Source organism: Dermacoccus sp. PAMC28757 (assembly GCF_014302635.1).
In the GTDB taxonomy this organism is placed as follows: Bacteria; Actinomycetota; Actinomycetes; order Actinomycetales; family Dermatophilaceae; genus Dermacoccus; species Dermacoccus abyssi.
The window spans coordinates 2,975,172-2,992,755 of sequence record NZ_CP060292.1 but is presented as its reverse complement, the minus strand read 5'-3'; the positions used below and the strand labels follow the sequence as shown (position 1 = coordinate 2,992,755).

The window sequence follows — 17,584 nt, the reverse complement described above, 5'->3', positions numbered from 1 at the left end:
GCGGAGCCTATCGGAGCGGTCGTCGTGTCCTCGGGGCGCCGCCATCCCGAATGCCGTCGTCGCGAGGGCGCGCCGAGGGCGGACATCTGTCCACAACTCACCCCTTGGAGGGTGACTGTTCGACCCTTATCGCCGCTCGCATAACGGGCCGGTTGCTTCTGCGTAACCGTTTGGTCTCGGTGCTCACCTGACTATGGCGATCGTCACATGAGCAGGTGATCATGAAACGTCAATCATCAAGGATGGAGCGGTGTTCATGAACACATCCAAGTCTCGCCGACGGGTAGCCGTCGCAGCATCGATGGCGATGCTCGCGACGGGCGTGCTCGCCGGTTGCGGCGGGGACAGCGGCGGGGGCAGCACGCCCACGCTGACCTGGTACATCAACCCTGACGTCGGTAACTCCGACGCCAGCAAGGGTGGCCAGGCCACGTTGGCCGCTAACTGCACGAAGAACTCGGGCGGCAAGTACAAGATCAAGGTCGAACTGCTGCCGAACTCGGCCTCGGATCAGCGCACGCAGCTGCTTCGTCGTCTCGCGGCGGGTGACAGCTCCATGGACATCATGAGCGCCGACCCCGCCTTCGTCACGGAGTTCGCGGCCGCGGGTTACCTCGCGCCGATTCCGGCCGGGATGGAGAAGAACTTCACCGAGGACCGTGTGCAGAGCTCCATCGACGCCTCGATGTACAAGGGCAAGCTGACGTCGGTGCCGTTCTGGGCCAACACCCAGCTGCTCTGGTACAAGAAGTCCGTCGCCCAGAAGGCCGGCCTCGACATGAGCAAGCCCGTCACCTGGGACCAGCTCGTCAGCGCCGCGCAGAAGACGAACACCAAGGTCGGTGTCCAGGCCAAGCTCTACGAGGGCTATGCGGTGTGGATCAATGCGCTCGTCGCGGGTGCCGGTGGCAAGCTCGTCGAGAACCCCAGCGCCACGTACGAGAACATCAAGCTCGGTCTCGACTCCGAGGCGGGCAAGAAGGCCGCCACGATCATCAACAAGGTCACCACGAGCGGCGTGGGTGGCCCGGCCGTCGGCTCTTCCGACGAAACGGCCTCGCTGACGCTCTTCCAGGCACCCAACGGTGGCTTCCTCGTGAACTGGCCGTACACCTACGGCGCGTACACGGGTGACAAGAAGGACGTTGCCGCGGCGATCTACCCGCGCACGGTAGCGGACAAGGACTCCGCGCCGCCGTTCGGTGGAATCCAGCTCTCGGTCGGCAAGAACTCCAAGCACACGGACCTCGCCTACCAGGCCATCGACTGCATCACGAACCAGGAGAACACCACGGCTTACATGGTGGCCTCGGGCAACCCGAGCAGCCGCAAGAAGTCGTACGACGACGCCAAGGTGAAGGAGGCCTTCCCGAACGGGATCGCCGCCCAGATCCGCACGTCGCTCGACAAGGCCGTCCCGCGTCCGCTCTCGCCTTACTGGGGTGACATCTCCGGTGCCCTTCAGCTGAAGTTCTCGCCGCCCAGCGCCGTCAACCAGCAGACCCCGGCCACGGCTCAGAAGTACATCCTTGACGTTCTGAAGGGGAAGGCACTGCTGTGAGTTCCGCTGCTGTAGACACCAAGAAGTCGGCCGCAGCCGACTCGGGAAAGCCCAAGAAGGCGCGCCTTTCCGACCGCGCGAAGGCCGAGCGCAATCTCGGCTGGAAGCTCGCGGGCCCGGCGTTCGTCGTCATGGTTCTCGTGACGATGTACCCGATCCTCAACGCGCTGTACCTGTCGTTCTTCAAGTACCGTCTCACCGACCCGGCGGGAAAGAAGTTCGTCGGTCTGCAGAACTACGTCTCCGCTTTCAAGGACTCGCTGTTCTGGGAGGCCATGTGGACGACGCTCATCATCACGCTCGTGACGGTCGTCGTCGAGCTGATCCTCGGCTTCGCCATCGCGATGCTGATGAACAAGATCGTCATGCCGCGTCGCACGCTGCGCACCGTCGTCCTGCTGCCGTACGCGATCATCACGGTCGTCTCCGCGTTCGCGTGGAAGTTCGGCTTCGACGTCTCGACGGGCTTCGTCAACCACTGGCTGCACACGCTGTCGTTCGGTAGCTTCCCGCTCGACTACGACTGGTTCGGTCAGCGCTGGAGCGCGCTGTTCGTCATCTGCCTGTCGGAGATCTGGAAGACGACGCCGTTCATGTCCCTGCTGCTCTTGACGGGCCTTGCCCAGGTCGACTCCTCCATGGAGGAAGCGGCCAAGGTCGACGGCGCCACGTGGTGGCAGCGCCTCACGAAGGTGATCCTGCCGAACATGAAGGCCGCCATCATGGTCGCCCTGCTGTTCCGCACGCTCGACGCCTTCCGCATCTTCGACAACCCGTACGTCATGACCGGCGGTGCCAACAAGACGACGTCCCTGTCGATGCTCGTCTCGCGTGAAGCCATCGACCGAGTGGAGATCGGCATGGGCTCGGCCCTCGCCGTCATCCTCTTCCTCTGCGTGCTCATCATCGCGGCGATCTTCGTCAAGGGCTTCAAGGTCGACCTGGCCGCTGGGAGGAACAACTGATGGATACCAACGTCTCCAACAAGGCCAAGTGGGGAATGCTCGGCTTCGCCATTCCCGTCATGATCTGGACGCTGCTGCCGCTCGTGTGGATCTTCGCCCTGTCGCTCAAGAGCGACAAGGCCCTGACCGACACGACGGGCAAGGAGAACACCTTCGGTAACTTCTTCCCGACGAACCCGAGCTTCGAGAACTACGAGCTGATCCTCAAGGGCGGTGCGTCCGACCTGTTCATGCCGGCGCTGCGCAACTCGATCATCGTCTCGCTGCTCGCCACGGTCATCTCGGTCATCCTTGCGACGTTCTGTGCGTACGCGATCGCCCGCCTGGACTTCCCGGGCAAGAAGGTCATCCTCACGATGGCCCTCGCGGTCTCGTTCTTCCCGGTCATCGCCATGGTGACGCCGCTGTTCAACATGTGGCGTCAGATCGGCCTGTTCGACACGATCCCCGGCCTCGTCATTCCGTACCTCGCGCTGACGCTGCCGCTGTCGATCTGGACGCTCTCGGCGTTCTTCCAGCAGATCCCGTGGGAGATGGAGCAGGCGGCTCAGGTCGACGGCGCCTCCTCGTGGGAAGCGTTCCGCAAGGTCATCGCTCCGCTGGCCGGCCCGGGCGTCTTCACGACGGCGATCATCACGTTCTTCACGGCGTGGAACGACTTCGTCTTCGCCATCTCGCTGACCTCCGGCAACGCCCGCACGGTTCCCGCCGCGCTGAGCTTCTTCACCGGTGCCAGCCAGTTCACGCAGCCGACCGGCGCCATCGCCGCGGCGGCCGTCATCGTGACGATCCCCGTCATCATCCTCGTCCTGATCTTCCAGCGTCGGATCGTCTCCGGCCTCACGTCCGGCGCCGTCAAGGGCTGACGCCCGGCCCTCTTAGGAGAGACAGAAAATGTCAAGCATTCAGCTCAAGAACATCGTCAAGAAGTACGGCGACGGCTTCCCGGCCGTGAACGACGTCAGCCTCGACATCGCCGACGGCGAGTTCATGATCCTCGTCGGTCCGTCCGGCTGTGGTAAGTCCACCCTGCTGCGCATGGTCGTCGGCCTCGAGGACATCACCTCCGGTGACCTCGAGATCAACGGCAAGCGCGTCAACGACCTGGCCCCGCGCGACCGCAACCTCGCTATGGTGTTCCAGAACTACGCCCTCTACCCGCACCTGACGGTCTTCGAGAACATCGCGTTCCCGCTGCGCCTTTCGAAGGGCACGCACTCCGAGGACGAGATCCAGCGCAAGGTGCGCGAGGCGAGCAAGATGCTCGAGCTCGACGACCACCTCGACCGCAAGCCGGGCAACCTCTCCGGTGGTCAGCGTCAGCGAGTCGCCATGGGCCGCGCCATCGTCCGTGAGGCCGAAGCGTTCCTCTTCGACGAGCCGCTGTCGAACCTCGACGCCAAGCTGCGTGGCCAGATGCGTACCGAGATCGCTCGCATGCAGCGTCGCCTCGGCATCACGACGATCTACGTCACCCACGACCAGACCGAGGCCATGACGCTGGGTGACCGCGTCGCCGTCCTCAAGAAGGGCGTCCTGCAGCAGTGCGCGAGCCCACGTGAGCTGTACGAACAGCCCGTCAACCTCTTCGTCGCCGGCTTCATCGGCTCCCCGCCGATGAATTTCGTCCCGGCTCGCGTCGAGGGCGACCAGCTGCGTCTGCCCTTCGTCTCGGTTCCGATGACGCCGCAGCTCGCTGCCGACGTCAAGGGCAAGGACGTCGTCATCGTCGGTATCCGCCCCGAGTACATCAAGGACGCCGAGGTCAACCCGGTCTCCGGCGGTGCCACGTTCCGTGCGCTCGTCGACCAGACGGAGTGGCTGGGTAACGAGCAGTACGCCTACATCCCGTTCGAGCAGGACGCTTCGGTCCAGGGCCACCTCGACAACCTCGAGAAGGAGCTCGACGGCGAAGGCGCTCGCAGCCAGATCGTCGTCAACCTCGACGCTCGCTCGCAGATCTTCGAGGGTGACGAGGTCGAGTTCGCGTTCGACCCGGCACACATGCACGTCTTCGACCCGGAGTCGGGCCACAACTACACGCGCAACGAGGAGAAGGCGGCTCGCATCGCCGAGGCCTCGGAGAAGCAGCGCAAGGCTGCTCTCAAGCGCGCGCAGGAGCGTGACGCGAAGGGCGCCATCTCGCGTGGCAACGACGTCGCCTGAGTGGTGAACGCCGATCGCCTGATCCACTGACGAGGGCCGCATCCTCCCGAAGGGGAGGGTGCGGCCCTCGTCATGCCCGGTTGTGGCTCGGGGCGATCAGCCGGCGATCGGGTTGGCGATCTCTCCTGTCTTGATGAGCGAGCCGACGGTGTCGTCGAGGCTCACCATCTCGAGCGGGTTGCGCAGCTGGAGTCGGTTGAGGCAGCTGCGGGCGAACGACGGCGCTCGCAGCGGCAGCGACGTGGCGTACTCGGGGTGCTCACGCTCGTACGTGGCGACGACGTCGCTCACCTCGTTCCAGAATTCGACCTCGGTGAGCAGCCCGTCCTCGACGAGGATCGGCGCGAGGAAGCGCAGGAATCCGTCGAAGACGTCGGTGAAGAGCCCGAGCGCGATGTCGGCGCTGCTTGCCTCGACGACGATGCGGCGGATCTCCGCGGGGAGAGCCTCGACGCGCTCGGGTGAGGTGCCGTCGTCCATGAGGCCGACCTCCTCGCCGATGTCCTTGAGGAAGGCGCCGACGACGCGGTGATCGCGAAGACGCAGGATGATGTTCTCGCCGTGCGGGATGAACGCCAGTCGGCGCGCCGACAGCATGTGCACGACCGGCAGGACGTACGCGTCGAGGTATCCACGCAGCCACTCGCGTGCCTCGAGGCCCGACGCTTCGACGAGTTCGGTGACGAACGCCCGCCCGTGCGGATCGCGGTGGAGCAGCGCCGCCATCGTCATGGCCTGCTCGCCCTCGGGGGTGCGGGAGGCAGCGGACTCGCGCCACAGCCCGGCGATCATCTTCGTCTGCGGGCCGGTGAGGTTCTCTCGGTGGAAGACGTCGCCGGTGTAGCCGATGGCGGCGAACTCGGTGAGGACGTCGAAACCGGCTGCTTCGAGCGTGGCGTCATGGCGGACGATGCTCGCGACGTAGTCGTTGATCGCAGGCGTCGCGCGCATGTAGGCGGGTGACAGCCCACGGACGAACCCCATGTTGCGCACTGCCAGGGCAGTCTTCACGTAGGGACGGGCCGGGTCGTCGACGTTCGTCCAGGTTCGGATCGACTGGCAGGCGCGGTGGTTGTCCGTGTCCTCGCCGAGCAGGACGATGCGCCGACGCGCCACGTCCTCGGCGAAGGTCGTCCGGACCCGCTCGCTCCACTGCCACGGGTGCAAAGGCATGACCCGGTGGGTGCTCGGCTCCACGCCAACCTCCCGCATGCGCTCCTGCAGACGCTCGTACTGCGCGTCACCGAGCGCGAGACGGTAAGCGCGCTCCTCGTCGAGCTGATCGCTGTGCGACAGGTGTGAGACGTCCTTCGGTACGGCAGCCCACAGCGGCCGCACGTCGGCGCCGGCCTCGGGGGAGTAGGCCGCGAGGTCGTCGGCGGAGAAGCCGATGCGCCCGTTCGTCGCGACGAAGCACGGGTGGCCCTCGGCCATGGCCGCCTCGACGTCGTGTGCGGGGGCATCGAGCAGGTCCGCGCTCGTCGGACGCGACGGGTCGCTCGTGCGCACGCGGTGAGCGACGGTTGAGGAGAGTTCCTCGAGATAGGTGGTGAGCAGGTCTCCGTCGAGGCTCAGAGCGTCGCGCAGGTCGAGGACGAGCGTCGTGGCGCTCGCCGGGCCGATGCGCCCGTCGAGGGTGCGGCGTTCGATGCTGCGCGGGTCGACGTGCCAGTGCTCGAGCGCGTAGCGCCGCGCGCGGAAGTACCAGTCGACGGCTTGCCGGTCGTCACCCGCGGGGATGCGCAGTGCGTAGGCGCCGGATTCGAGCGGCTCTGGAGTGATGAGCAGCTCGTGGGCGAACTCGCCGATCGCCTTGGCCGTGACGAGGCGTTCGGCTTCGTCCCACGCACGGTTCGTCGGGGAGCACGCGCGGGTGAACGCGTCGCGGGTGCAGACGCTGAACGCAGCCCGCTTGTCGGGAAGCTGAACGTCGGCCACGCGCTCGAACCCGACTTCGGCGTTCTTCGCGTGGACGGCGGTGTTGCGCACATCGGGTTCGACGACGATGCGGTCGGCGCCGCGGGAGAAGCAGAACCCGACGACGGCTTCCATGACGGCGCTCGTCAGGCCGCGGCGTGTTTCACCCTCCGGCGGGGCGACGAGCAGGTGCATGCCGAGGTCACCCTCACGCACATCGGCGCCGACTGCCGGGTCGGAGAGGGGGTGGTGTGCGGGATCGTACGTCTCGACGAGAACGATCGGCATGCCGTCGATCTCTCCGATCCAGGCGTCCTCGTGCGGGGATTCGGCGGTGCGGCGGTAACCGGCAGCAACGTCGTCACGCGTGGCCTCCTGCATGTCCCAGAAGTGCGAGCGCGGGTGAGTCAGCCAGCTGTGCACGAGCGGGACGTCCCGCTCGACGTCGAGTGGCCTGAAGTCGACGTCCTGGGCGCGGACGCTCTTGCCGGCGTGGCGGTTGGGGCTGGTCTGGGTGTCAGTCATGGAGCGGACCGAACGTCTGGAACGCGATGCGCTCTTCGACGCGGTATGCCTCCCTTCCGAGGATGCGGTTGAGGATGACGCTGTTGCGGTGGGCACCCATGCCGAGGTCGGGCGCGGTGAGCGAGTGGGTGTGCTCCTCCCCGTTCTGGACGAAGATGCGCCCGCGGCCGTCGTCGAGCGTGAAGTCGCGGGTGACGGCGGGGCGACCCCGCTCGTCGAGCTGTACGTTCGGCAGGCCCTCGACGAGGGAGCCAACACGGGAGGCGTAGCCCGTGGCCGCGACGATGCGCTCGCTCGTGAGCGTCGAGGTCTCGTCGGTGTCGAGGTGGCGAAGCTGAAGGAGCTGGCCGTCCGCTGTCGTCTCGGCGGCGACGACCTCCTGTGCGGTGCCGAGCCGGGCCGGCACACGTCCGTGCAGCGACGCCTCGTAGAGCGTGTCGTAGATGGCGTCGATGAGGTCACCGCTGATGCCCTTGAACAGGTTGCGCTGATCGCGCCCCAGATCGTCACGACGAGCGCTGGGCAACGCGTGGAAGTGGTCGACGTAGTCGGGCGACGTCATCTCCAGCGTGAGCTTCGTGTACTCCATCGGGAAGAAGCGCGGAGACCGTGTCACCCACGTGAGGTCGCCGGGAGCGTCCTCACCGCGCCGCACGAGCAGGTCGTGGAAGACCTCCGCGGCACTCTGGCCACTGCCGACGATGGTGACGCGTTCTGTTTCGGCGAGCTCGTCGCGGTGGTCGAGATACTCGGCGGTGTGAATCACGCCGTCGAGGTCGGCCAGTGATTCCGGCACGTGCGGCGCGGTGCCGACACCGAGGACGAGATGCCTTCCGTAGCGGGTGACCTGAGTGCCGTCGGCGAGAGTGCAACGGGCCTCGAAGGCGTCGCGTCCTTCGTCGTAGGTCACGCGATCGACGTGGTGCCCGAACTCGACGGACTCGAGCTCGCTCGCGACCCAACGGCAGTAGGCGTCGTACTCGGCGCGCAGCGGGTAGAACGACTCACGGATGTAGAAGGGGTAGAGCCGCTCGTGGTGCTTGAGGTAGTTGAGGAACGACCAGCGCGACGTGGGGTCGGCCATCGTCACGAGATCGGCCATGAACGGAACCTGGATCGTGGCGCCCTCGAGCATCATGCCGGGGTGCCAGGAGAACTCGTCGCGTGCCTCGAGGACGGCGACGTCGAGGTCAAGTGGTTCCGCAAGGGCCGCGAGGCCGAGGTTGAACGGTCCGCAGCCGACCGCGAGGACGTCGTGAACCGTGCTCATGCGCTCACCTCCGCACTCAGGTCACCGGCCAGGAGGTGGCCGGTGCGCACGACGTCGTCGAACGTCGCGCGCAGATCGGCCGCGTCGGCCATCGGGTTGAGCAGCGTGAGCTTAAGCCACGTCTCACCGCCCCAGCGGGTGCGGGCGATGACCGTGCGGCCCTCCATGAAGAGGGTCTCGCGGATGGCGTCATTGACGTCGTCGCGCTGTTCGAGGTCGACGGCCGTGAAGCGGAAGAGCAGCATGTGGGTCGACGGGCGCTCGAAGACCTCGAGATCGGGCATTGCCTCCGCGATCGTGTGGGCCTCCTGCGCGAGGTCGAGCGAGGCGTCCAGCCACGATCCGATGGCGTCGGCGCCGTGGGTGCGCAACGTGATCCACGGCTTGAGCGCATCGAAGCGACGCGACGTGGCGAGGCTCTTGTCGACGAGGTTTGGCACACGCGCGTGCTCGGGGTTGAGGTAGTCGGCATTCGTGCGCGAGTGCGCGAACATGCGGCGGTCCCGCACGAGCAGGGCGCTCGCGGCCACGGGCTGGTACCACGTCTTGTGGAAGTCGACCGTGACCGAATCAGCGCCACCGATCCCGTCGAGCAGCGAGGAGTGGCGGCTCGACGTCACGAGCGCGCCACCGACGGCGGCATCGACGTGCAGCCACAGCCCGCGTCCGTGCGTGATCTGTGCCAGCGCGGCGAGCGGGTCGACGGCCCCGCGGTCGGTCGTCCCCGCAGTGGCAGAGACGGCCATGACCGTGAGGCCGGCTTTCTCGGCGTCGTCGATGGCGCTCTCCACGCCGTCGGGGCGCAGGCGGCCGCGCTCGTCGGTGGGGCAGTGGACGACGGCGTCGGCTGCGAGGCCGAGGGTTCGGGCGGCCTTCGTCACGCTGAAGTGGGCCTCGGGTGAGGTGAGGATGCGTAGCGCGTCGAGGGGAGTGCCGTCGGCGGTGGAGTATTCCCGAGCGAGCAGGAGCGCCTGGAGGTTCGACGCCGTGCCGCCGCTCGTGAAGACGCCGTCGGCGAGATCGCCGAGTCCGAGTCGGCCGGCCAGCCACTCGAGCAGATGCGTCTCGATGTGGGTGGCAGCGAGGCTCTGATCCCACGTGTCCACCGACGTGTTGACGCTCGAGGCGATGACGTCGGCCGCGATGGCGGCCGTGGCGACGGGGCAGTTGAGGTGGGCTTGGTAGCGGGCGTCGTGGAACCACACCGCGTGCTCGAGGAAGAGGTCGCGTGATTCCTCCAGTGCCGAACTCAGCTCACCGAGGGGGCGATCGAGGTCGACCTGGCGGACGACGGAGCGCAGGTGAGCCGGTGGCCGTGGTGTGGCCGGGTGGTTCGCCGAGGCCACGGCGTCGGCGACGACGGCCCCTGCTTCGCTGATCGCCTGCTCGTACTCGGGCAAGCTCTTGCCGCTGAAGAGTGCGTTGGGACGCACGGCACCTCCTGAATTAGTTAGGTAAGGCGAACCTAACTAAACCAAAGGGTGGAATGCATCCGTGGGAGGCGCGGGGTGAGAAGTCTCACGCCTCGTCGGCGACGACCTCGTGGCGGTGAGGTGGGTTCGAACCGGCGCGCGTCACCGTCGTGGCCGAGGTGAGGAGGGCGCGCTCGAGGGCGGGGCGCACGTCGTCGGCCTGCGCCATCTCGAGGCGGCTACGGGCTTCCGCGCCACCCAGCAGACCGGCGTCGAGGAGGCCGGAGATGAGACCGGACATGAAGGAGTCGCCGGCGCCGACCGTATCGGTGACCTCGACGGAGTGGCCCGTGAACTCGAGCTCCTCGCCGTCGCCCACGACGACGAAGGCACCGTCGCCACCGCGCGTGATGACGACGAGTCGCGGGCCGAGTTCGGCCCAGCCGTGCGCGATCTCGCGCAAGCTACGGTTCGGGTAGATCCACTGGGCGTCCTCGTCGGACGACTTCACGACGTCGATGTGGTGGAGGAACTCCTCGACGCGAACCCGCTCGTCCTCGGGGGACTTCATGAGGGAGGGCCGCACGTTCGGGTCGAACGACGTCGTCGCGGCGCTGCGCGCAGCCTTGAGCGCGTCGAGAACGGAAGCGGCCCCCGGGTCGACAGAGGCGCCGATCGAGCCGGTGTGGAGGTGTTCGGCGTCGTGCGGAATGCCGGTGACGGGAGGCCACTCGATGGCGAACTCGTACTCGGCGGCACCGTCCTCGCCGAGCGTGGCCTGGGCCGTCGAGGTCGACTCGAGGTCGAAGCTCGACATCGTGACGTCGACGCCCTCGTCCGTGAGCAGGTCACGGATGCGCTCGCCACGTGCGTCGTTGCCCAGGTGCGTGGCAAGCACGGCGGTGTGCCCCAGCCGAGCGAGGCCCACGGCGACGTTGAGCGGGCTGCCGCCGACGTGCTCGGTCACGTCACCGTCGAGTGCGTGGACGACGTCGATGAGTGCCTCGCCGATGACGAGCGTGGTGCGGGTGTTCGGCTGGGACATGCGGCTCCTCGTGGGGGCGTGAACCCCCCACGAGGGGCGCGGGGGACGGGTCGTGCTTACTGGTACTGCTCGGAGGCGTACTCGGCCACCTTGCTCAGGCGGTGTTCGCCCTCGATGGCTCGTACGGTACCGCTCTTGCTGCGCATGACGAGGGAGCTGGTCGTGCAGCCGTCCTCGCGGTAGCGCACGCCGCGCAGCAGTTCGCCGTCGGTGACGCCGGTGGCGACGAAGAAGCAGTTGTCGCCGCGCACGAGGTCGTGCGTCGTGAGGACGCGGTTGGTGTCGTGGCCGGCGTCGAGAGCGCGCTGCTTCTCCTCGTCGTCCTTCGGGGCGAGACGGCCCTGGATGACGCCGCCGATGCACTTGATCGCGCAGGCGGCGATGATGCCCTCGGGGGTGCCGCCGGTGCCCAGGAGCAGGTCGACGCCGGTGTTCGGGCGTGCGGCCATGATGGCGCCGGCGACGTCACCGTCGGAGATGAACTTGATGCGGGCGCCGGCGTCACGGATCTCCTGGGCGAGGCCCTCGTGGCGCGGGCGGTCGAGCAGGACGACGGTGACGCCGTTGTTCGAGGTGCCCTTGGCCTTCGCGATGCGCCGGATGTTCTCGGCGACAGGCAGGCGGATGTCGACGACGTCCGCAGCCTCGGGGCCGGTGGCGAGCTTGTCCATGTAGAACACGGCGCTCGGGTCGTACATGGAGCCACGCTCGCTCACAGCGAGCACGGAGACGGCGTTCGGCATGCCCTTGGCAGTGAGCGTGGTGCCGTCGATCGGGTCGACGGCGACGTCGACGTCCGGGCCCGTACCGTCCCCGACGCGCTCGCCGTTGAACAGCATCGGCGCCTCGTCTTTCTCGCCCTCACCGATGACGACGGTGCCGTTCATGCTCACCGTCGAGATGAGCGTGCGCATGGCCTCGACGGCGGCACCGTCGGCTGCGTTCTTGTCGCCGCGGCCCACCCACGGGCCGGCGGCCATCGCGGCGGCCTCCGTGACGCGCACGAGTTCGAGCGCGAGGTTGCGGTCGGGGATCTGATAGGTCGGCAGGGACGTGGTCACGTCGATGTCTCCTCGGGGTTGGAACGACGGCGTCGAACGGCTCGGCATCGCACCGCCGTGAGCGCTCGGACGGACCCGGTTCGCTCCGACGGGGCATTGTCGGAGACCATAGGGGCGTGAGCACGCCCCCCGAAACCGCCACGAACGACAACCCGACACCCCAGCCGCCGAAGCGGCGTGGGATGCAGGGCAATGCCAAGAGCATGGTCCTGTCCATGATCGCCTGTATCGCGGGGTGTTTGGTGCTTTTGGCCCTGATTCCTCGCCAGGGTGCGACGAAACTCGCCACGGTCGACGCGGCAGGCGTGGCCGGGCAGGTCTCGCAGTCGAAGAAGTGGGACGTCGCTGTTGCCGACGGCCTCGGTTCGCCCTGGCGTCCCGTTCACGCGGCGATGATCCCCGGCGACAAGGAGAACCCGGAGCGTTGGCGCGCCGGATACCAGGGTGCGGGCGAGGACTACCTCTCGATCCAGCAGCGCAAGGACGGTGGCGCGGCGTGGTTCGCGAAGGTCGCCAAGGGCACGAACTCCGGTGAGCTCAAGGCTGGAGGTGCCACGTGGCGCAAGGTCGAGATGGACGGCGACCAGAAGGCGCTCGTGCGCACGACGCCGCTGGCGGGCCTCGACACCGTCGTCACCGGCAAGGGCACGTGGAATCAGCTCGAGCAGGTCGCGAAGTCGGCCAAGCCCATCAGCGCCGTCACGAAGTGACGTTGCGGCTCGGCCGTCGTCGGTCGAGCTGAATCTCGGAACTCCGACGCCCGGCCGGTCAGCTCACTTCCGCTCGGCGTCACCCTCACCGTCGCGGCCCTCGCGCCGCGCCACGGCGTCCTCGATGCGTGACTGTGCACCGTCGAGCCACGTCGAGCAGTGATCGGCGAGAGCCTCGCCGCGTTCCCACAGGCGCATGCTCTCCTCGAGTGGGGTGCGGCCACTCTCCAGCGTGGACACGATGGACGCGAGTTCGTCGCGCGCCTGCTCGTAGCCCATCTGGGCGATGTCGCTGGTGTCGACGGCCGTGAGTGTCGAGGCGTTGGTGCCGGTCGCTTCGCCTGCGTTCTGTGTGTCGTCGCTCATGCGTCGTCTCCTCGTGTCTTTCGGGCGGCGTTCGTCTTCTTCTTCGGCGTGGGCGCCTTCGAGTCTCGCGTCGGGGGTGCCGACACCGGGGTGGCGGCGAAGTTGCCGTCGGCCACCGTCACCTTGAGCAGGTCGTCGGCGCTGACGCTCTCACGCGAGGTCACGAGGGTGCCGTCGACCTGCTGGACGACGGCGTACCCACGATCGAGCGTGCGTTGCGGTGAGAGCGCGACGACCTGCGCACGGGCGTGAGCGACTTGGTCGTGGGCGCGCGAGAGGCGTTGGCGCAGGGCGTAGGCGCTGCGGTTCGTCATGCGGTCGAGGTCGTCACGTCGGTCGGCGACGAGCGAACTCGGGTCGGCCAACGCCGGCCGGGAAACGAGGGCGTTGAGGTGGCGCCGTTCGGCGGCGAAGCGCCCGCGCAGCCCCTGGCTGAGGCGCACCCGCGCCTCACGCACCGACGAGCTCTCGAGGGCCAGGTCCGGCACGATGCTCTTGCCCGCGTCCGTGGGCGTCGACGCGCGCAGGTCGGCCACGTGGTCGAGCAAGGGCGTGTCGACGTCGTGGCCGATGGCACTGACGATCGGCGTGCGGGCTGCGGCGACGACGCGCACGAGTGCTTCGTTGCTGAACGGCAGGAGGTCTTCGAAGGAGCCGCCGCCGCGCGCGACGACGATCACGTCGACGTCGTCGATCTCGTCGAGTTCGCGGATGGCACCGCCGACCTGCTGCACCGTGTCGGGGCCCTGGACGGCGACCTGCCGAATCTCGAAGCGTGCTGCGGGCCATCGTCTGCGAGCGTTCTCGACGACGTCGTTCTCTGCGGCACCCGCTCGGCCGGTGACCAGCCCGATGCGGCGGGGGAGGAACGGAAGGGCCTTCTTGCGGTCGCGGTCGAAGATGCCTTCGGCCGCGAGCGTTCGCTTGAGTTGCTCGAGACGGAGCAGCAGTTCGCCCTCGCCGACGGGACGCATGACGCGACCCTCGAGCATGAGTTGGCCACGTTTCGTCCAGAACGTCGGTTTCGCGTGGACGACGACTCGCGCCCCCTCGCGCACGAGCGGCCCCATCGCGTTGAGCGTGTTCGTCGGGACGGTGAGCGACAGGGACATGTCGACGTCGGCATCACGCAGGGTGAGGTAGGCGGTGCGGGCGCGCACGTTGAGCTGGACGATCTGGCCCTCGACCCACAGCGGCGACATGCGATCGACGTACTCGGCGATCTTCATGCTCAGCACGCGCACGGGCCACGGCGATTCGGCGCTCGTGTCACCCGCCAGCTGAGGAAGGTGTGGGGGAACGTTCGTCACCCCGCCCACTGTAGGCGTCAAGGCGGCACACAGCGCGGGTCGTTACCATGGGGTTGTGGAAACTCAGACGAAGCGTGTCCTGCTGGCCGCCCCGCGCGGGTACTGCGCGGGCGTCGACCGTGCCGTGATCACCGTCGAGAAGGCTCTCGACCTCTACGGCCCGCCGGTGTACGTCCGTAAGGAGATCGTCCACAACAAGCACGTCGTGACGACGCTCGAACGTCGCGGCGCGATCTTCGTCGACGAGACCGACGAGGTGCCCGAGGGCGCCACCGTCGTCTTCTCGGCGCACGGTGTGGCCCCCGTCGTTCACGACGAGGCCAAGGCGCTGTCACTCAAGACGATCGATGCCACGTGCCCGCTCGTGACGAAGGTGCACCGCGAGGCCATCCGGTTTGCGGATGCCGATTACGACATCCTCCTCATCGGGCACGAGGGGCACGAAGAGGTCATCGGTACTTCCGGCGAGGCGCCCGAGCACATCACCCTCGTCGACGGCCCCGACGACGTGAAGAACGTCGAGGTTCGCGACCCGGAGCGCGTGGTGTGGCTGTCGCAGACCACGCTTTCCGTGGACGAGACGATGGAGACGGTGCGCCGTCTGCGCGAGAAGTTCCCGAAACTGCAGGATCCGCCGAGCGACGACATCTGCTACGCCACGCAGAACCGTCAGCTCGCGGTCAAGGAGATGGCGGCGGACACCGACCTCATGATCGTCGTCGGCTCGCGTAACTCGTCGAACTCGGTGCGTCTCGTCGAGGTGGCGCTCGAGCACGGTGCCAAGGACGGTCACCTCGTCGACTACGCCGCCGAGATCGACCCGGCGTGGCTTGACGGCGTCGGCACGGTCGGCGTCACCTCCGGAGCCTCGGTTCCCGAGATCCTCGTGCGCGAGGTTCTCGAGTTCCTCGCCGAGCGCGGTTACGAGGACGTCAAGCCGATCATCTCGGCCGAGGAATCGCTGACGTTCGCGCTGCCGATGGAACTGCGTCGCGACCTCAAGGCGCGCGGTCTTCCGGACGGTGCCAAGGTCGTCGGTCAGGGTTTCGTCGCAGACCTTCACTGACCTCGCGGCGTAAGGCGATTTGTGGCTCACCCCCGCGGGTGAGCGTTGTCAAATCGTGACCGGAATGCCCCGGAATTTCAGGGGGCATTAAGAGTCCTTTCTTATGGTCGGACCACGCGGTGGGCGGGGAACTCCACCGTGGTGAGTCGATTTTTGAAGTGAGGACGCCGGTGCCACGGCCCACAGACGCGCGCGCTGCTTATTACCCGGGGTTGGACGGCCTGCGTGCCATTGCCGTCGCCCTCGTCATCGCCTACCACGTGGGTGTGCCACACATGAGTGGTGGCCTGCTGGGCGTGGGTGTGTTCTTCACCCTCAGCGGGTACCTCATCACGTCGCTGCTCATCAGTTCGTGGCAGCGCAAGGGCAGCCTGGGGCTGAAGACGTTCTGGATCCGTCGTGCCCGCCGACTTCTGCCGGCCGTCGTGCTCCTGCTCGTCGTCGTCATGATCGCGGTTGCGTTACTCACGCCCGACAAACTCGGTGAGCGAACGAGCGAGGCGCTCGCGGCTCTCTTCTATGTGGCGAACTGGCGCACGATCCTCGAGGGCGACACCTACTTCAACCGCTTCGAGGGGCCTTCGCCGCTGGAGCACCTGTGGTCGCTGTCGGTGGAAGAGCAGTTCTACGTCCTGTGGCCGTTGCTCCTGCTCGGTCTCCTCACGGTGTTCAAGGGGCGTTTCAAGCAGGTCGCCGGTGTGACGTTCGCGCTCGGGCTCGTCTCGATGATCCTGCTCGCCGTCGTCGCGCCGACGGGCAACGCCGACGCCACACGGGCCTACGAGGGCACGGACACCCGTGCCGGCGGGCTCCTGTGGGGTGCTGCCCTGGCCTTCCTGTGGCACCCGAGCGTCGCCGAGCGTTTCGCGAGTGCTGCTCATCGCGCGGGCGTGGCCCTCATCGGCGCCCTAGGTCTCGTCGGCATCGGCCTGCTCGCGGCGTTCACGACGGAGACGTCCCCCTTCATCTACCGCGGTGGCATCGCGCTGCTCACGATCGCGACGTGCATGGTGCTCTTCGCCGCGGCACACCCGAACAACGTCATCGCGAAGGTGCTGTCGGTGCAGCCGTTGCGCTGGCTCGGTGAGCGTACGTACGGCATCTACCTGTGGCACATGCCGGTTGCGGCGTTTCTGCCCGAGCGTTCGTTCTACGGCAACACCCTCCTGCGAGGCACGATCGTCGTCATGTTGACGCTTGTCATCGCGTCGCTGTCCTGGGTCGTGGTCGAGGACCCGATCCGTCGTTACGGGCTCGTCGGGGCGTGGAAGCGCGGCACAGCGCCGATGCGTGCAGGTGCGAGCCGACGTGTGCTGCCGCCGTTCATCGTCGGTGGTGCTGCTCTGACGGCGCTCTCCGTCGGCGCGATGGCGGCGGTCGGCAACCTGCCGCAGATGTCGGTCAAGGAGATCGCGGCGAAGCAGAATGCGGACTCGCAGAAGAAGGCGGCGAAGAAGGCCGCTGCGGCTCCTGCCGTTGCCTACCCGCAACCGGGGAAGCCGCTCAAGACGTCCTGCGAGAAGGTTGTGCACATCGGTGACTCGTCGTCGCTCGGGCTCGAGGACGGTGCCTCGACCAACATCACCGATCCGGCCAAACGCATCCGCGCGCGCTACCAGGGCGTTGGGGTGACGACGGTGCTCGAGGACATCAAGGGCGGCCGCAACATCATCGAGCACTTCGGTAGCGACACGAACGGCAAGGAGGCCGTGGCCCAGCACGTGCGCGAAGGCTTCGACGGCTGCTGGGTCATCGCGCTCGGCATGAACGATGCCGCGACGATGGCGAAGGGCGAGTCGCCGTTCACGGCCGACATGCGCGTCGATGCGCTGCTCAAGCAGATACCGAAGAACGCCAAGGTGCTGTGGGTGACGTCGGTGACGCAGGCCTGGGTGAACAACCCGCTGTACGCCAACAAGAACATGGCGGCGTTCAACGAGAAGATCGTGGCGGCCACGAAGCGCTACCCGAACCTGCGCGTCTACGACTGGGCGTCGGAAGCCCTGCCGCACCCCGAGTGGTTCCTCCAGGATGATGCTAACCACAACAACGGCACGGGGTCGTCAGCCAAGGCGCGGGGCATTTCTCGGGCGCTCGCGGTGGCGTACCCGAAGGGTGGCGACCCGCTCGACGTGTCGACGGTGTACGCCGACAAGCCGAAGGCGGCCGCAGCCACGTAGTCGGCTGTTCTCGTCTCGTCGTTCGCCGCC

At 67.3% G+C, this 17,584-nt stretch carries 14 protein-coding genes; 7 read left to right on the top strand and 7 right to left on the bottom strand.

Features of this window, described 5'->3' with window-relative positions; all coding sequences use genetic code 11:
- Window positions 1-256: 256 nt before the first annotated feature.
- Genes H7F30_RS14170 through H7F30_RS14155 form a run of 4 tightly spaced genes read left to right on the top strand, consistent with a single transcriptional unit; the run spans window position 257 to window position 4,692 of the window.
- Window positions 257-1,561 (top strand): extracellular solute-binding protein, encoded by a 1,305-nt coding sequence (locus H7F30_RS14170; protein ID WP_129664316.1) that lies wholly within the window; start codon window positions 257-259, stop codon window positions 1,559-1,561.
- Window positions 1,558-2,526 (top strand): carbohydrate ABC transporter permease, encoded by a 969-nt coding sequence (locus H7F30_RS14165; protein ID WP_187035867.1) that lies wholly within the window; start codon window positions 1,558-1,560, stop codon window positions 2,524-2,526. Before H7F30_RS14170 ends, H7F30_RS14165 begins: the two co-directional genes overlap by 4 nt.
- A complete protein-coding gene (locus H7F30_RS14160) occupies window positions 2,526-3,392 on the top strand; it encodes a carbohydrate ABC transporter permease (protein ID WP_118912221.1) in 867 nt (288 codons plus the stop codon). The genes H7F30_RS14165 and H7F30_RS14160 overlap by 1 nt, the downstream gene beginning before the upstream one ends.
- 28 nt (window positions 3,393-3,420) lie before the next feature.
- Complete coding sequence (locus H7F30_RS14155; protein ID WP_187035866.1) at window positions 3,421-4,692, top strand: ABC transporter ATP-binding protein; 1,272 nt, start codon at window positions 3,421-3,423, stop codon at window positions 4,690-4,692.
- Window positions 4,693-4,788: 96 nt separating this feature from the next.
- Here the strand turns inward: H7F30_RS14155 and H7F30_RS14150 are convergent, their stop codons facing one another.
- The 5 genes from H7F30_RS14150 to glpX form a co-directional block, all read right to left on the bottom strand.
- Window positions 4,789-7,134, bottom strand: coding sequence for a GNAT family N-acetyltransferase (locus H7F30_RS14150; protein ID WP_187035864.1), 2,346 nt, complete (start codon window positions 7,132-7,134; stop codon window positions 4,789-4,791).
- Window positions 7,127-8,404, bottom strand: coding sequence for a lysine N(6)-hydroxylase/L-ornithine N(5)-oxygenase family protein (locus H7F30_RS14145; protein ID WP_187035862.1), 1,278 nt, complete (start codon window positions 8,402-8,404; stop codon window positions 7,127-7,129). The genes H7F30_RS14150 and H7F30_RS14145 overlap by 8 nt, the downstream gene beginning before the upstream one ends.
- Window positions 8,401-9,837 carry an aminotransferase class V-fold PLP-dependent enzyme gene (locus H7F30_RS14140; protein ID WP_187035860.1) on the bottom strand — a complete coding sequence of 479 codons (1,437 nt, stop codon included), beginning with the start codon at window positions 9,835-9,837 and terminating at the stop codon, window positions 8,401-8,403. The genes H7F30_RS14145 and H7F30_RS14140 overlap by 4 nt, the downstream gene beginning before the upstream one ends.
- An 85-nt stretch (window positions 9,838-9,922) precedes the next feature.
- Window positions 9,923-10,861: a carbohydrate kinase gene (locus H7F30_RS14135; protein ID WP_187035859.1), complete on the bottom strand. Its 939-nt coding sequence runs from the start codon at window positions 10,859-10,861 to the stop codon at window positions 9,923-9,925.
- 56 nt (window positions 10,862-10,917) lie between these two features.
- Window positions 10,918-11,922 (bottom strand): class II fructose-bisphosphatase, encoded by a 1,005-nt coding sequence (glpX, locus tag H7F30_RS14130; protein ID WP_187035857.1) that lies wholly within the window; start codon window positions 11,920-11,922, stop codon window positions 10,918-10,920.
- A 116-nt stretch (window positions 11,923-12,038) separates the two neighbouring features.
- On the opposite strand from glpX, the gene H7F30_RS14125 reads away from it, so the two are divergent.
- Complete coding sequence (locus H7F30_RS14125; protein WP_129664330.1) at window positions 12,039-12,632, top strand: DUF4245 family protein; 594 nt, start codon at window positions 12,039-12,041, stop codon at window positions 12,630-12,632.
- Between the two features lie 63 nt (window positions 12,633-12,695).
- On the opposite strand, the gene H7F30_RS14120 is transcribed toward H7F30_RS14125, so the two are convergent.
- A complete protein-coding gene (locus H7F30_RS14120) occupies window positions 12,696-12,998 on the bottom strand; it encodes an exodeoxyribonuclease VII small subunit (protein ID WP_187035855.1) in 303 nt (100 codons plus the stop codon).
- Window positions 12,995-14,308 carry an exodeoxyribonuclease VII large subunit gene (xseA, locus tag H7F30_RS14115; protein WP_187035852.1) on the bottom strand — a complete coding sequence of 438 codons (1,314 nt, stop codon included), beginning with the start codon at window positions 14,306-14,308 and terminating at the stop codon, window positions 12,995-12,997. The genes H7F30_RS14120 and xseA overlap by 4 nt, the downstream gene beginning before the upstream one ends.
- Window positions 14,309-14,363: 55 nt before the next feature.
- Between xseA and H7F30_RS14110 the strand changes: the two genes are divergently transcribed.
- Both H7F30_RS14110 and H7F30_RS14105 read left to right on the top strand, forming a co-directional pair.
- A complete protein-coding gene (locus H7F30_RS14110) occupies window positions 14,364-15,374 on the top strand; it encodes a 4-hydroxy-3-methylbut-2-enyl diphosphate reductase (RefSeq protein WP_118912214.1) in 1,011 nt (336 codons plus the stop codon).
- Window positions 15,375-15,544: 170 nt separating this feature from the next.
- Complete coding sequence (locus tag H7F30_RS14105; RefSeq protein ID WP_187035850.1) at window positions 15,545-17,554, top strand: acyltransferase family protein; 2,010 nt, start codon at window positions 15,545-15,547, stop codon at window positions 17,552-17,554.
- Window positions 17,555-17,584: the final 30 nt, after the last annotated feature.

Coding starts and splice junctions, on each gene's coding strand:
- H7F30_RS14170 (WP_129664316.1), top strand. CDS start 257: ATGAACACATCCAAGTCTCGCCGACGGGTAGCCGTCGCAGCATCGATG.
- H7F30_RS14160 (WP_118912221.1), top strand. CDS start 2,526: ATGGATACCAACGTCTCCAACAAGGCCAAGTGGGGAATGCTCGGCTTC.
- H7F30_RS14155 (WP_187035866.1), top strand. CDS start 3,421: ATGTCAAGCATTCAGCTCAAGAACATCGTCAAGAAGTACGGCGACGGC.
- H7F30_RS14150 (WP_187035864.1), bottom strand. CDS start 7,134: ATGACTGACACCCAGACCAGCCCCAACCGCCACGCCGGCAAGAGCGTC.
- H7F30_RS14145 (WP_187035862.1), bottom strand. CDS start 8,404: ATGAGCACGGTTCACGACGTCCTCGCGGTCGGCTGCGGACCGTTCAAC.
- H7F30_RS14135 (WP_187035859.1), bottom strand. CDS start 10,861: ATGTCCCAGCCGAACACCCGCACCACGCTCGTCATCGGCGAGGCACTC.
- H7F30_RS14120 (WP_187035855.1), bottom strand. CDS start 12,998: ATGAGCGACGACACACAGAACGCAGGCGAAGCGACCGGCACCAACGCC.